Origin of the sequence: Paenibacillus sp. FSL L8-0436, assembly GCF_038593025.1 — a bacterium.
Classification (GTDB): domain Bacteria; phylum Bacillota; class Bacilli; order Paenibacillales; family Paenibacillaceae; genus Paenibacillus_AQ.
This window is the reverse complement of the sequence record NZ_CP151955.1, coordinates 3,915,436-3,932,119: the sequence shown is the minus strand read 5'-3', so window position 1 is coordinate 3,932,119 and position 16,684 is coordinate 3,915,436. Positions and strand designations below refer to the sequence as shown.

Below are 16,684 nucleotides of genomic sequence, written 5' to 3'. Positions count from 1 at the left end.
TCCTCCGTCCTGAATTCTGCTCACTGTACACCTTCATAGGCCAGCCGTTGATATTCCCGGTAGGCATCTGCAATGTCCGCTAAGGTTCCGGCATCTCCCCACTCGCTCACCAAGCTGTGGATCATCCCTTCCACCGTTGGATTCTCCATCACGGTACGAAGCGGCAGTTCGGCGCGAAACACATCCTTGATTCGTGACAGGAGTCGTATCAGCAGCAGCGAATGTCCACCCAAATCGTAAAAATGGTCGTCCACACCCACCGGATGTACTCCAAGCAATTCGGCGATAATCTCACAGATGATAGCCTCCTGCTCCGTCACTGGAGGTTTGTATGCTCCCAGATAAGCCGGGCGCTCGCGACTGCCCGCAGCATCGTAAGGATGGGCGGAGGGATGGGCTTCCACCGGAAGTGGCTGTTCCTCTGAGGCGATCTTCAACCGGAATGTTGGAGGCTGAGCAGAAATAATGGCCCGGCTGATCTGTCCCCGGATCGGCCACAGTTGCTCATATAAGGCATATTCCTGTTCCCGGGTAATGCCCGGACCCGGGGCTGCCGTGCTGCGGATGAAATCCCGGCTCAGCGACAGCCAGGGGATATTCCCGCTGCCCGCATCTTCCGCAGCGGCATCAAGCACGCCTGCTGCCGCTGCCAGTTCGGTGAGGCCCAGTCCGCCAACTACGGAAGACAAGGAAGATAATAGCCAGCCAAAACCGATCTCAGCACCGCAGCTCTGCAGCAGCTTGTTCAGTTCCTGGAAGGTGCGGGGCGCCGGAACCTTGGGGTTCGCCGCCGCAGACAACGCCGCAAGTGTCCGCCATTCCAAGGCTTGCAGCTCCGGTTCGTATACCACCCCGTCAATCCGGCCGCAGATTCCAACCGCTGCCGCAATGGCCTGACGAAGCTGATCTGATCCGAGACCTTCGGATGCTATGACCTCCACACCAGGCCGGGCTGCCAAAAAGCTGCGGATCAACTCCGCGCCACCAGCGGGAGAGACAACCAGATAAACCTCCCCGGGTGTTGCTGCCGCTGTTTCGGAGAAGATAGCAGGCTCACCCAATTGAATTGGAGCTGTAAATGGTTCAAAAGCCTGCACCAGCCGCGTCCCGCCCCGGTAAGCAGCTACTATCGAAGTACCGGGAGGCGACATGAGTTCCAGCCAAAGCTTGTCTGTCAGACGTCTTTCGGGCTCCTCAGGCTGGAAGTCAACCAGCCGGCCCTGCCAGCCCGGCTGCTCCTGGCCCAAGGTCAGGATTGGCCCAAGGATGGCCCGTCGTTCCGCCTCACCTCTTCCTGCTCCGAAGATCGTAAAGATCCGGCTGGCCGCCACCGTTAGCTGGACTTGCGCTCCGCAGAGATCCTTATCCAGGGCAGGGACTAGATGAATGAGCGACAGGTATCCGCGCTCGGCTGCGGCTGCTCCCGTCATCTCTGCAGCGGACAGAATTCCGGGCTGCGGCTGCTCTTCCAGCATCCAGGCATGGAGAATGCGGTCGATGATAATGCCGTCCCTTCGCAGGTCACCGGCGAGCCGCTGGTAATCCCCGGCATGGACCGGATTCAGCTCGATCAGATCCGGTGCGAGCCGTCGATACTGCGCAGCAGCCAGCACCTCGATACAGCGGTCTCCCTGTTCAACAAGCCGTTCTTTACATCGCTCGACTGCCCGGCCTTCTTCCCGCAGAATGAGCCAGGTTAGAGGATGCGAACGGGTATTATTTGGTGCATCCGGGAGCGGCTCCTGCTTCCATGCAGGCAGATAGAGCAAGGAAATGTTCTGCTCCGCCGTTGCCGCCCGGAGTGGCCCTGGAAGCGTTGGCCTAGGCAGATAGGTCTGCCGGTCAAAGCTGTACATAGGCAGGGGCAGCCGCCGGCGGGACTGCGGCGGATAGAGCTCCTCCCACTGGACGGGTACCCCGGCCAGCCATAGCTGGGACAAGGTCTGCACGAAAACGACTGCTTCACTTGTTGCTGCCGTGGCCCCCAGGCTGGACAGCACCAGCTGGTCGCTTCCGGTCTGAGCTTTCGCCAGACGGCATAACGTCTGGCCTGGGCCTATTTCAAGGAAGACATTGTCCTCATTGGCTAGACAGCCGCTGATCATCGCCGAGAAGTTCACCGTCCCGCGAAGCTGCGCGGTCCAATACTCGGGATTTACTGCCATCTCGCTAGTGACAGGTTCACCGGTCAGACAGGAATAGAACGGCAGCTCGGGTGTATTCAGGTGTTTGGAGCGGAGAACCTCGCCGAACGGCTCCAGAACGGCATCCATCCGTGCAGAGTGAAACGCATGAGAGGTGTTCAGCCTTGCCGTGAAAATCCCCGCTTGGCTCCACTCCTCCTGCCGCAGCCGCAGTTCTTCTTCGTCGCCTGAGAATACGCATAATCCCGGCTGGTTAATAGCTGCGAGCGATACGTCTGCACTGACATACCGGCCTGCTTCAGATGCAGGAATAGCTGCGGCTAACATCATGCCACCTGGAGCGGACTGCATCAGTCGTCCGCGAGCCACAACAATATCGAGAGCATCCTCAAGAGTGAAGACCCCGGCGAGTGTTGCCGCAACATATTCCCCTATGCTGTGTCCCACCATGTGTGAAGGGCGGACACCAAGCTTCATCCAGGCACGGGCAAGCGCATATTCCAAAACGAACAATGCGGGCTGAGCAAGCCAGGTCTGGTCCAGCTCGGAATCGGAGGAAGTGCCGGCAAGAGTCAGAGGTTCTGCCTCCGCCACGCCGATATAGCGGCGGATATCAAGGCCAAGCTTCGGCCGCAGCAGCTCCGACAACCGGTCCACTTCCTGGCGATAGGACAGATGGCGCTGGTACAGCTCTGCGCCCATCCCCATAACTTGCGAGCCTTGGCCCGTGAACATGAACACCACCGGACGGTGGATACGCTCCTGAGAAGATCGAATCATTCCCACACCTTCAGAACCTCTTAGAAGGCGGACAGCCTCTTCCGTCTGCACTGCAGTACAGGCTAGCCGGTATTTGAATTGCCCCCGTCCCATTTGCAGCGTGAACGCAACATCGGCCAGCGGTACGCTGCTTGATATGTTCTCCAAATGATCTGCCAACTCGCCTTGCATCCGCTCCAGGGCGGCAGGGCTTTTGGCCGAGAGAAGCAGAACAGCCGGAAGCTCCGCCGGCTCACTGAGCGCCCGGATTGGCGGCTCCTCGAGAACCAGATGGACATTGGTGCCGCCAACGCCAAACGAACTGATGCCTGCGCGGCGCGGCAGCTTCCCTCTAGGCCACACCACGGGTTCCCGGCTGAGGTAAAAGGACGACTTCTCCATCTCCAGCAGCGGATTGGGTTCAGCATAATTTGCTGTCGGCGGAATCATCTCACGTTCCAGAGACAAAGCGGTCTTGATCAAGCCGGCAATCCCGGCAGCGGCATGAAGATGTCCGATGTTGCCCTTGACCGAGCCGATGGGCCGGTGCTGGCTCTCCTCCCCGAACACTTGCTGTAAGGCGGTAAATTCAATCGGGTCACCGACTTTGGTGCCGGTACCGTGGGTTTCGATGTAACCGGCGGTATCCGGTTCAATATCTGCAAGGTTCCAGGCCGAGCGGATGACCTCCTTCTGGCCCTCCAGGCTTGGGGCAGCAAAGCCTACTTTTCGACGCCCGTCATTGTTGCTCGACGAGCCTTTAATCACGGCATAGATATGGTCGCCGTCATCTATAGCTTCCGAGAAGCGCTTGAGCACTACCGCGCCTGCACCTTCTCCGAAGATGGTGCCATCGGCCCGGCTGTCGAAAGGGCGGCAAACGCCACTTTTAGAATAAATAGTGCCCTCCTGGTAGAGATAACCCGACTTGCCCGGCTGCTCCAGCGTCACCCCTCCGGCAACGGCCAGATTGCAGTCTCCAAGCAGGAGACCCTGGCAAGCCAGATGGACTGCTGCGAGTGAGGTTGAACAGGCGGTGTACAGGGTGTAGCTGGGTCCCGTCAGATTGAGCTTGTAGGAAATCAGTTGGCTTAAGAAATCCTTGCTCGACACGATGCCCGACTCCAGCACATCTTCTCCGTCTCCGTGACGGGACAGATGATCACTCGTCCATTTCAGGTCGAGCGGGGCTCCGGCATACATGCCAATTTGGCCGTCATAGCGGTCGGGGTGATAGCCCGAATTCTCTAGCGCATGATAGACAATTTCGTGGAACAGACGGATCTGGGGGTCCATGTTCTCGGCTTCCCAGGGGGCATATCCGAATAAAGAAGCATCAAAATCGTATACGTTGCCCAGGTAAGGCTTCGCTTTGACGTAATCGGGATGGCTCAAACGTTCTGGAGAAATCCCTTGTTCCCGAAGCTCTTCGAAGCTGAATTGGGTTACGGAGGATGCGCCCTGCATCAGCAGATTCCAATAATCCTCGATATTATCCGCGCCCGGAAATTTACCGCTCATGCCAATGATGGCAATCTCAAGTCCGGTCTCAGCGGTCTCTTCACTCATCACGTCACCTTCTTCCCTTGATGGACTCCAGTGTTTTCAAGCGGCTTGCTTTTCTTTTGCGGTCTTCGGAATCTTTGAGAACCTCGCTCTTGTCCGTCTGGTCTTCCCTGTCCGCGAACAAATAGGCATCCAGCAGATGAACCGTCGGGTAGGAGTACATTTTGACAATCGACGTATCTTTGACAGACAAAGCATTGATTTGGGCATTAATCTGAATCAGGTCAAGTGAGCTTGCTCCCGCTTCGAAAAAATTGTCATGCAGCCCGATCGCCTCCAGCTCCAGATAGTCCATGAACAGTTCTGCCAGCTTCTTCTGCGTCTGTGTAAGCGGAGGTGCATATTCGGTGCTGTTAGCCATCCGTTTCCGTTTCCGCTTGCGTCCTGCAGGAAGAGGCTTATTAGCAGGTCTTATCCCCTCCGGCGTGTTGGCCTCAAGTAAGGAATACCGGGTGTTCAGGTCGGTCGTTGACAACAGCCACTGAACGTGGGACAACTCTGTACTCATGACTTTGGTTAAAATATGCTCAAGCACTTCCATTCCTTCAGCGTTGGTCATTCCACCCTCGAGCTGCACCGTCTCCGGCTTTTGAGCTGCAACATGTTCCTGGGTAATGACGATTTTGCCGATATGCTTGGCCGATGCCATATACCGGAAAGCCTCTTCCGTATCTGCGAACCGGTAGGGAATCACAGGCAGCGGTGTAAAAGTGCCGTCTTCCACATGCCGGGCAATCTCGCGGAAGAGCCTTGTGTAGCCTGGCAGGCCACTGTCCATGCTGATGGCTGACACAGAAATTCCTTTCTCGAAAATCCGCATTCCCAGCTTGCTGTTCTCCATAATGTCCTTTACGCCCATTTCCAGAAATCTGCCATGCGGGGCCAATAAGGAAAGGCCTTTTTCGACAGCCTCTCCCGTCAGGGAATTCAGAACCACGTCTACACTTCCGGCAGACTTACGAATTTGGTCGGCAAAAGCAAGATCCCGAGAGGAGTACACATGGGAGATACCCAGGGAACGCAGGTAGTCTCGTTTCTCTTCGGTACCGGCCGTTGCATAAATCTCCGCTCCAGCCCACTGGGCGATTTGCACGGCTGCCAGACCCACGCCGCCTGTTGCCGTATGAATCAGCACTTTCTCGCGCAAGGAGAGCTGTCCACGGATAATCAGGGCGTAGTATGCTGTCATAAAGGCAATCGGCAGGGTTGCCGCTTCAGCAAACGATATCCGGGAAGGCTTGCGCACCACCGAGCTTTCCGGCACTCGCGCGTATTTACCCAAGCTTGCTCCGGCTATCGCCATCACTTCATCTCCAGGCAGCCAACCGGTTACGCCTGCCCCCACCCTCGTTACCGTCCCGGCGCATTCCAGGCCGAAGCTGAAACCATAGGTATCCGGCAGCTTGAGCACACCGAGTGCATACAGCACTTCCTTAAAGTTCAGGCCGTTAGCCGCCACTCTAATCTCTACCTCATCCGGTCCCGGCGGCATCCGGTATTCAGACAGGATATGCAGGCTGTTCAGTTCACCTGGTACGGCTAATCCCAGCCGATAATTGCCGACCGCAGGCAACATTCCTTCGCGTTCCAAAGGCAACTTGTCTGACAGCGACTGGTCACGGACTTTTCTCATGACATATTCTTCAATCTCCATGAGTACACTGCCTTCCAGATCAGTAATGAGGCAGGTATACGTCCGGGCTTCTTCACTTTGTTCCCCTTCTTGCACAATGGTGCAGAGATTAGCAGGAAACGGCCGGAGAATCTGGAGGTTCTTATACGCAAAAGGCAGATAAGCACGGCTGTCCTCCGTTTGTCCGCCCAGCAGGCTCGTAGCCCGGTCCATCAGAGCGGGATGAACTCCGTAATCAGCCGAGTCCCTTGCCAGATCCTCTGGCAGTGACAATTCGGCAACAGCTTCATTCTCGTTTCGGAAGAACCGGCGCATGTTGTTCCAGTGAGGGCCATATTGCATGCGTACCTTCGTGCCCTCCTTGGTTCGATCTGCTTCTACAGGAACCGTTGCTGCCAATAGGCAGTTATGGAGCTTATTGAGCTCTGTGTCGCTGAGTGTCCGATCAGTCTGCTCTTCCAGGCGCTCCGCGCAGCCTTTGGCATGTTGTACCCATTCTCCTGCCGCTCCTATGGAGGACATGGAGAATTCCCAGCCGCTGCTATTTTTGGACCATACGGTTCTTAGCTCACACATCTCTTCAACCACAAGCGGCTGTAGAAAAAACAGTTCTACAATGTTCAGGCCGGTATCTCCGGTTAACTCTTCAAACGATGCCCTGAGAATCTCTACATAACCTGTTCCCGGTAAAATGGAGGAACCGAGCATCCGGTGGCCGTCCAGTACCCAATGATGCTCTGCCGACAATCTGGACACATAAACCGTCTGCGTCTCCCCTGCCGCCTCACTTTTGGAGGTCAGCAGCGGGTGGGAGATGCGCAGCGGAAGGTCCGTAAGCCCTTCTTTGTAGGCTGGGGTATCCAAATCGTCTTTGTCGGACCCGTTAAATTTGTTCATAGCCTCAACAGCCATCCCCGTCTCCTTCCATGCATCCCAATCCATGCTGACTACGCGCATTCCAGACGACTCCCCGGCATGTGCACGGGCGAATCCGTCCATAAAGGCATTGGCCGCTGAGTACCCACTCTGCCCGAAAGCACCGAACGTGCCGCTGATCGAAGAGAACAGCAGGAGAAATGCCGGTGGCTGCTGCATATCTGCAAGCACCTCATATAAAACTGTGGTACCTGCGATTTTGGGCCGCAGCACCGCTGCGATTTGTTCTCTTGTTGCGATGTGGATCATGCTTCCATCCGGCACTCCTGCGGCATGGAATACTCCGTCCAGCGGGCCGAAGCGCTCCGCCGCTGCGCAAATGACGCGTTTCATCGATGCTCGGTCAGCGACATCGGCATATTCCACATGCACCTGTGCTCCGCTCACACTTAGCTGCTCCAGCCGCTCCTGTACCGGATGCGGCTTGCGGCTAACCAGTACAAGCCTGGCCTGATATTGACTAGCCAGATAATCGGCGAGCGCAAGGCCGATTCCGCCAAGGCCGCCAGTGATCAGGTACACCGCTCCCTTGCGCAAAGCGCCAGACGGAAGGGTTCTCCGGGGAAGGGGCACCCGGATGAAGCCGTGTTCATATCGGTGTGAGGACCGCAGCGCTTGCCGAGTGGGAAGCGGGCAAGCCTTACCCTCCGATCCTTCGAAAGGCAGTGTCAGCAGAAGTCCGGGATTCGCGGCGGCGGACTCCTTGTCGAGATCCAGCGTATGCACCCGGATATGCGGATACTCCAGCGGGATAACGCTGGCTAATCCAAGCAGGGTAGCTTTTAGCGGATCTACAATGTCGTTCGAATGGACACGTTCCATTTGATTTGAGACCAGCGTAAGATCCAGCGTCTTCCCTTGCGCGGCTACAGCGGCCGCACGAACCAGTTCCAGTACGCTGTACAGGCAGCGGTTAAGCACCTCAATGCCGGCAAGATTCTCCCCGTTTCGACCGGACGCTACTTGGGCCTGAACCAAGGTTTCGGCTTGTTCCAACCCGAGACTCCACAGATGAATGATCCGTTCGGGCGGCTGTATCCCGGCTTCGGCAAGCACATCAAACAATTGAGCATAATGGGCCGGGTTGCTGGGATCAAGGGTGTACTCTGCAGCAGACTCCCTCTGAAAGCTCCCTTCGGGGTAGACCTTGATCCAGCGGTCTCCTTGCTCCTCCAGTAACTTTGCAAGCTGGTCAGCGAAAAGGCTCCGCTCAGTGAACAAAAGCACCGTCTGTCCGTTGCAGGCAGGACGTTTGTCTTCCATACTGCCCTCTTGCTCACTCCAGTCCGGGGCATAAGCCCATTCTGAAACCGGACGTTTGCGGGAAAGCGAGCTGTCCGGTTGGATATTCTCTGCTTTCCCCTGCTGATATTTCCAGTAATAGTGCTTCTCGAACGGGTACACCGGCAGGGAAACCCGCCGCCCTTTGCGGTTCTCAAATACTTTCTCCCAGTTGATAGCCACTCCGCTCATCCATAGGTCGCCTAAGGCTTGAAGCAGATGAACATCTGCGGCCTGAGCCTCGGAGGCTTTGGGTATTATGCTAAGAATCTTATTGTTACTGCTGATACCCGGATTTCGGCGGATCAGTTGACCCAGCGTCCGGCCCGGGCCGACTTCCAGAAATACAGGCTCAAGCTGTTCCGCCAGCGTTGTCACACCTTCCGAGAACCTGACGGTTTGCCGGACATGATTCACATAGTATTCAGGGTCCACCGCTTGTTCGGCTGTGATGAACTCACCCGTAACATTGGAGATATACGGAATTGCCGGAGCCGCCAATTTGATTTCTTGGAGCACTTTGCTGTAGGGGCCGAGCATCGGCTCCATCATCGCGGAATGAAAGGCATGCGATACCTGCAGACGGAACGGCTCGTGGCCGTTTTGCCGCAGTTCGGCTGATAGGGCACGAATGGATGCGGGTGGTCCCGAGACCACTGTGAGTTCCGGGCTGTTGGTCGCAGCCACGCACAGATCGGGCCATTCGCCCAGCAGTGGAAGCAAACGCTCATGCCCCAGGCCAATGCTAATCATCTCGCCGTGTTCCATCTGCTGCATTAGCGAGGATCGGCGGATCACCAGCCGGATAGCCTCCTCCAGTGTCAACACGCCTGCGATGCAGGCCGCCGTGTATTCACCGAGGCTATGCCCGATCATAGCCGCCTGTGAGATGCCCCAATGCTGCAAAAGCCGGGCCAGCGCATACTCCACCATGAACAGCAGCGGCTGGGCAATTTCGGTCTGGTCGATAGCCTTCAAAGTCGTTGCCGGCAGTGTTGACCCTCCCGAGTCCGGCCCCTGCTGCGGCAGCCAGATGGACCGTAAATCGGTCGCCAAGATCGGTGAGGCCAGCTCCAGGCAGCGATCCATTTCACTCCGGAATAGCGGCTGCGTATCATACAGGTAACGTGCCATTCCTGCATGCTGGGTTCCTTGGCCCGGGAATGCGAATACTACATGCACAGCCTCCCGGATACGGGCAATGTTGCGTGTTCCGCTCTGGAAAGCACGCAGGCCGGCAGCAAGCTCAGCTGCATCCGAGGCAACCCATGCCACCCGGCAGTTCAATTCTTGACGGCCTGTATTCAGCGTATGGGCGATATCAGCAAGCTGTTGCTCTTGACCTTCTGCCGAACTGAGATAACAGAGCAAGTCTTCTGTTTTTTGCAGCAAGGCTTCTTCTGTCGCAGCGGATAATAGGAACAATTCGGGTGATCCCTCATTCCGGTTCTGTCTGTTCCAATGATCTGCGGCGACGGAAAGCGGGGCCTCCTCCAGGACGACATGCGCGTTGGTTCCGCCGATTCCGAAGGAGCTTACACCGGCACGGCGCGGCGAACCTTCCGGCGGCAGCCAATCCTGAAGCGTGGCATTGACATACAATGAACTTTTGTCGAAGCCGATGGCTGGATTTGCCTGCTTATAATGCAAGCTGGGAGGCAACTGCTTGTGATGCAGTGCCAGCACTGTTTTGATGAATCCGGCAATTCCCGCAGCAGCATCGAGATGTCCGATATTGGTTTTGACTGACCCGATGGCTGTTCCAGTTCCATTGGAGGCGGGGAACAACCCGGACAAGGCTTCGATCTCAATAGGATCACCCAGTGGGGTGCCCGTACCATGTGTCTCAATGTAACTGATGGATTCCGCAGGGACGGCTGCGGCTTCCAATGCAGCCGTCACAACCTCTAGTTGTCCCTGAACGCTAGGTGCTGTGAATCCAGCCTTGCGCGTTCCATCGTTGTTAATCGCAGATCCTTTAATAACAGCGTAGACATGATCGCCATCCCGAACAGCCTGATCCAGCCTTTTTAACACCACAAGACCCGCACCGTCGCCGCTGACTGTCCCTTTGGCATCTGCATCAAAGGCTTTGCAGTGCCCGTCCGGCGATTTAATCATGCCATCCTGGTAGGTGTAGCCCGATTTCTTGGGTACTGAGATCGACACCCCTCCTGCCAGCGCCAGATCCGACTCTCCTCGCATCAGGGAATTACAGGCTAGATGTAGCGCTACTAGAGACGAAGAACAGGCGGTTTCTACGGTTAACGACGGACCTTTCAGATTGAGCTTATATGAGATGGGCATGCTCAAGGAATGTACATTAAGATTTGCCGCCCGCCAGCGTTCTGTATCGTCCTCCAGTGAATCGAACAGGCGGTTTACCCAGTTCAAATGGACCGTTGCGCCAACAAATAAGCCAATGGCATCCTGGTACCGCATGGGATCATATCCGGCATCCTCCAGGCTCGCCCAGGCGAGTTCATGCAGAATGCGAAGCTGCGGGTCCATAAGTTCGGCCTCTTGCGGACTGTAATGGAACAATTCCGCATCGAAGTATTCGATATCCTCAAGCATCCCCTTGGCCTTCACATACCTGGAGTCACGCAGCAGCGTCTCGGCAATTCCGGCAGCGCGCAATTCTTCATCGGAAAAGAACGAAATGCTCTCCTTCCCCTCCCGCAGATTGCGCCAGAAACTCATCGGATCGGCAGCACCTGGGAACCTTCCGGCAAGTCCGATAACAGCAATATCACTGGTTGTTGCTGAAGCGCCTTCCATCGGATGTTGCTCTACTTGGGAGGTAACAGCTACATGATCGGTGTCGTTCTTCGGGCTCCCTTCGGTTTGCTTCGCGGCCATGTACGCGGCGAGCTCTCTGACCGTTGGATATCGGAATAAATCGGTTACCGACAGCTCAATACCGGTGGAGGCATTCAGCTTATCGCTGATACGGATCGTCAGGAGCGAATTTCCGCCGATATCAAAAAAGGGGTCATCAAGTCCAATCTGTTCCACCCCTAATGCTTCCTTCCAGGCTTCCAGCACCGTGATCTCCATAAAGGCCAATGATTTTGCGGGTGTACCTCCAATGATTGAGGAAGGGAATGGCAGGTTGCGCAGTGCCTTCTTGTCAATTTTCCCGTTGATTGTCAGCGGCAGCGCAGCAAGCTGCATGTAACGCGTAGGCACCGCATAGGATGGCAGCCGTTCCAGCAACGCTTTTCTTAGCGAACCTGTTTGCAGTGTGTCGCCCGCTACAAAATATGCAGCCAGCTCCTTCTCCCGGTCAGGTGACTGAATAATAATAACCGTACAGTCTTCTATTCCGGGCAGCCGGCTTAATTCATGTTCAATTTCTTGCAGCTCAATCCGGTATCCCCGAACCTTCACCTGATTGTCGGCTCTCCCGAGAAAATCAATATTTCCATCAGGAAGCCATCGGGCCAAATCCCCTGTTCTGTACATCCTGTACTCTGGATAAAGCGGATCGGGAATAAATTTGGCTTCGGTCAGCTCAGGGTTGTTCAGATACCCTCTTGCCACGCCTTCCAGCCCGACGCATAGTTCACCAACCGCTCCTACAGGCAAAAGCTGTTGATCCCGGTCCAGAATATATGCAGTGGAGTTCGAGACAGGTCTGCCGATCGGGATTCTGGTCTCATATTCCCGTTCAATCGCAAATGTGGTGGACAGCACCGAATTCTCGGAAGGACCATAGCCATTGACAAGTGCCAAAGCCGGGCAGGCCTGTCTCACCTTGTTAATCTGTGTTGGCGACAATGTATCACCACCAATAATCAGATAACGCAGGGAACGGAACAGCGAAGCATCCACACTGGCTAATTGATTGAACAGCGGTGTAGTCATCCACATTAAGCTTATTTTCTGCTGGAGCAGCGTTTCTTTTAATACCTGAGGCATCAGCAGCTTGTCCTGAGCCATCAGGTACAGTGACGCTCCATTCAGCAGTGCCCCCCAGATCTCGAAGTTGGAGACATCGAATTCAAACGGACATGTCGGCAAAATCACATCGCTGGTGCTGAAATTCACAAACTCTGTATGTTTGACCAGCCGCACGATCCCTCTATGCTCGATCATTACGCCTTTGGGCTTTCCGGTAGATCCGGAAGTATAAACAATGCAGGCTAGACGGTGTCCGCCATCATGCGGAGAAGGGAAGCTGTCCAGCGGTGCTGGGTCTTCTTTCACAAGGATATCTTGGTAACACAGTGTATCTACATTCATGGATTTCATAAAAGAAAGCCGGCTATCTGTGTCTGACAGCATAAGCCGCATTCCTGAATCTTCGATCATGAACCTGATCCGCTCTTCGGGATAATCCGGGTGCAGAGGCACATAAGCCGCCCCGGATTTCAGAATCGCGAGCAGTCCCATGATCGTCTCCGGGCTCCGCCGAGACTCGATTCCAATGTATTGCTCCGGCCCGGCTCCAAGACGAATCAGTGCAGCGGCTACCCGGTCAGACATCCGATCAAGCTCAGCATAGGTCCACTTGACTTGCTCATGAATTATGGCAATGTTCTGGGGATGGCTCCGTGCCATCGTGGTGAACCACTGCGGAATAGATTGTTCACGGAACTGCTTAAGGGGTTCGGCGGAGGACAGCAGTCCGTTCATTTTTAGTGCGTCAGGCTCCGCGATCCTAATGTCTGACACCAGTACCTCTGGCTGCGCGACAAGATTATGCAGCAGTAGCACAAAACACTGTGACATCTGATTTACCACAAAATACTCATAGCTTTCCTGATCATAGATGAAGTCCATTTCGAAACCGCTGCTCTCCCGAATGAGCAGAGTAAGCGGATAATGAGTGTGCTCCACCATTTCAAAGGAACTGATCGACAACGGAACTTGCCCGGTTAGATCTTCCGGTACTGAGTCTGCCATCGGCTGCTCCAGCAGCACCTTATCCAGCGGATAGTTCTCCATGACCAGTAAGGTATCAAATAACTCCTCCGTACCTTGAATCCCAGCGTATTCCCGGATCTCAGACAGACCAGCCATTTCATATGGACGCCTGGCCGCGATTGCTGAATGAACGCCCGCGAAATACTCCAGAACACTTTCCCTCTTTCGGCTGGAAAGACGCAGCGGCACCGTATTGATCAACAGCCCGACTATACGCCCGATGCCGGTAAGACTAACGCCCCTGCCGGATAACGTCGAGCCAAATACAATATCATCGACATGTTTGAACCGCTGGAGCAATATGCCCCACGCACCATTCATCAAGGTGGCTACCGACATGCCATTGTTTTGGCAAAATAGCCGCATTCCCGCCGCTGCCGTTTCCGGTATGTTCAGGGATACCCGTTTGAATCCCGAGCGCCGGGGTTTGTAGAACGGCTGTATCGTTTGCTTTATTTCATAATCCCGCAGGCAATCGGCCCAATACACCGCTTCCCGTTCCGGTTCGCGTGAGCTTTTGACAGCAGCCAGATAAGCCTTCATTCCCGGCTTTGCTGAGAGGGACACTTCCTGATCTTCAGCGAGTGCCCGGTAGGCATGAAGCCATTCTTCCAGCACAATGCCGAGACTCCAGCCATCCAGCACAATGTGATGGTACGTAAGGAACAATCTGCATTCCCCGTCGAACTTACATAATACGATTCTTAGGGTTTCCCGGGTCAGGTCGAAACGTATCGTACGGTTCCGTTTGCCAATGATTTCTGCAGTTAGCTGCATCCGTTCTTCTATGCTCTTCGTCTGCTTCAGAGCCGCTTGATCTTCACTGGAAATGACGGCCTTAAATTCATCAGGGATAATTCCGCCCGTGAAATCATAGATTTCCGGCAACGGTTCACGGCTCCGAAGCACCACCTGTACAGGTGACCGGAGACCCTCCCATTTGAAAACAGACCGCAATGCGTCATTCGCACGGTAGACAGCGAGCCAGGCCTCATTGAACAGCCGGTTATCGACTTTCCCCTGCAGGCTAAGGACAAGGTGCTCCATGTATTCACTTTTGGATTCCCCCTGCAAATAATGAAACAGCATCCCTTGCTGCAGCGGCCGCAGCGGCCAAATATCCTGGACGTTGTTTTTCTCAACCTTCATCTCGGGCCTCCTCACTTATGAACGGCAAGTGCATCCTGAATGGCGGCGATCACATCATCCTGCCGGTCATGAATGAAAAAGTGGCCGCCGGGCAGATTTTTGATCACCATGCTCCCGCTGATATACTGCTCCCACTCTATCCCGTTCTCCGCAGGCATCAAGGGATCATCGGTGCCGAGCATGACCGTGCAATCCACCGGAAGCTTCACGCACCGGCCGTTACCGGCATATAACTCGTAGATTCTATAGTCCGCTTTGATGATCGGCAGAAAAACTCTCATTAACTCCGAGTGATTAACCAGTTCCTGAGCGGTACCGCCCAGCTTGATGATTTCTTGAAGGAATAGCTCGTCCGGCAGTTTATGCAGTTGCTCCTCTCCATAACGCAGGTGCGGGGGATTACAGCCAGAGAGGAAGACATGTACCGGAAGCGACTGTCCGCTCTCCAGGAGCCGCACACTCAGTTCATAAGCCGCCAGTCCTCCCAGGCTGTGTCCGTACAGCGCATATGGACTCCCCTGAAGCTGGCTGCTAATATGCTGTACAAGATCGTCAATCAATTCCTCCATACTGCCGCATAGCTTGGACCCGAACCGTTTGCCTCTGCCTGGAAATTCAAGGGGTACCACTTCGATATTTTCCGGCAGCAGGGTCCTCCATTTCAGGTAAATGGCCGCTGAGCTGCCGGAATACGGAATTGTAAAAAGCTTGATAGTCATAAGGAAGCCTCCTCTTGAATCTCTTGCGGCTGTGTCCGGCGGTCCGTTTGCACCTCTGGGTGTAGCGGGAACCACATTTTTAACAGTCTTAAGGCTGAGAACATCGTTCCTGTGATTGCGATTAAAATCATAGCCGGGACTATCGTAAACGGTGCCCAGACGACAATAAATCTCCAAGAATAGCCCCAAAAAAGCATTTTGGGTATATACCAGGCTACGCCCACGATAAAAGCGGCTAGGATAACAAAACCGGATGTCTTGAGGTATAGAGCGAAAGAAGATCCCCTGCGCATCCGTCTGCCATTGCGGATCAAGCGCAGATCCTTGACCCATACGTAGATCATCCAGAGACAAAGAGCCGCACAAATGATGATAATGATCCGTCCTGCGAGATTCGCCGTGTCCATAGTATCCATTGGTGCAGCGGCAGGTTTCAGATCTTGCTGCAAGGCATACAGTCCCTCGCAGATGGCGTAAGTCGCCGTCGTATTCCGATTCCCCAGGACAGCAACTCCGATTTGTTTTACTGGATCAAACAAGACGTAAGAAGAGAAATTAGGATTATTGCCCCCGTGTGAAAAGAGGGTATGATCTCCTTTGTTAAATACAAGCCAGCCACCGCCATAGCGAAAAGGTGTCGTGTACGGAGGAGTTTCTGTTGCCTTGACCGTTTCATCGGGAATCTGCGCACGGGCAATGGCCCCCCTAAGCTCTGAAGGCGCTGCTGCCGGGTTCATCTGCAGATTCAACCAGCGGGCCATATCCTTAGCGCTTGACAAAATGTAGCCTGCGGGTGTATTCCCGCGGTAGACGGGGGCTTGATACTCTCTGTTGCCGATAAGTCCAGGCTTGTAGCCTTGGGAGATTTCCTTGCCACCTTGCAAGATCGCTCTTCCTGCGGATGTTTGCTCTAAACCCAAAGGCTGCAAAACTTCAGCGGACATATAGGATTCATAGGACATCCCGCTCACAGCTTCAATAATCGCGCCAAGTACATCATAATTTCCGGTGGAGTACAGAAATTGGGTCCCCGGTTTATACCAGAGCGGGTTCTCGCTTAGTCCGCGCACTGTATCCTGGAGTGCGGTGTCTTCGGTGGACGGATCAATCAGCGAAACGGAATCACTGCCCAGTCCACTGGTCTGGTGGAGGAAATGCCCGACCGTTGGTTCGGCAGACTCCCCCTTCACTTGCAGTGTTAACCATGGCAGATAGCGGGTTACTGGCGCCTCCAGGTCTACAAGCCCTCTTTCGACAAGCAGCAGCAGACCGACGCCGGTGAAGGCTTTACTGTTGGAGCCAAGTTCGAACAAGGTGTCCGGGGTTACGGGTATATTCCGGCTGGTGTCAGCTTTGCCATACCCCTTAACATAAGTCTTGTCACCGCGAAGCACAGCTACAGAGACACCGGGAAGATCCGTCTGATCCATCAGCCTAAGCACATATTCGTCGACGGACTCAGCCGAAATCCCGCTGCCAGCAGTATTTGCCGAAGCTAGCGGCAGCGCAGCTATGCCAAGCAGAATACAGGCACAGAGCATTTTGATTAGCAAGCGGTTCATGCC

4 protein-coding genes are annotated in these 16,684 nt (G+C 54.8%); all 4 read right to left on the bottom strand.

Going from position 1 to position 16,684, the window contains the following annotated elements; all coding sequences use genetic code 11:
* Positions 1-20: 20 nt before the first annotated feature.
* Genes NSS79_RS17900 through NSS79_RS17885 form a run of 4 tightly spaced genes read right to left on the bottom strand, consistent with a single transcriptional unit; the run spans position 21 to position 16,681 of the window.
* Positions 21-4,472, bottom strand: a complete 4,452-nt coding sequence (locus NSS79_RS17900) for a beta-ketoacyl synthase N-terminal-like domain-containing protein (RefSeq protein ID WP_342435535.1) — start codon at positions 4,470-4,472, stop codon at positions 21-23.
* Positions 4,473-4,476: 4 nt separating this feature from the next.
* Positions 4,477-14,400 (bottom strand): amino acid adenylation domain-containing protein, encoded by a 9,924-nt coding sequence (locus tag NSS79_RS17895; protein ID WP_342435534.1) that lies wholly within the window; start codon positions 14,398-14,400, stop codon positions 4,477-4,479.
* Between the two features lie 11 nt (positions 14,401-14,411).
* Positions 14,412-15,119 (bottom strand): alpha/beta fold hydrolase, encoded by a 708-nt coding sequence (locus tag NSS79_RS17890; protein WP_342435533.1) that lies wholly within the window; start codon positions 15,117-15,119, stop codon positions 14,412-14,414.
* Entirely contained in the window at positions 15,116-16,681 is a 1,566-nt protein-coding gene (locus tag NSS79_RS17885) for a serine hydrolase domain-containing protein (protein WP_342435532.1), read from the bottom strand. The genes NSS79_RS17890 and NSS79_RS17885 overlap by 4 nt, the downstream gene beginning before the upstream one ends.
* Positions 16,682-16,684: the final 3 nt, after the last annotated feature.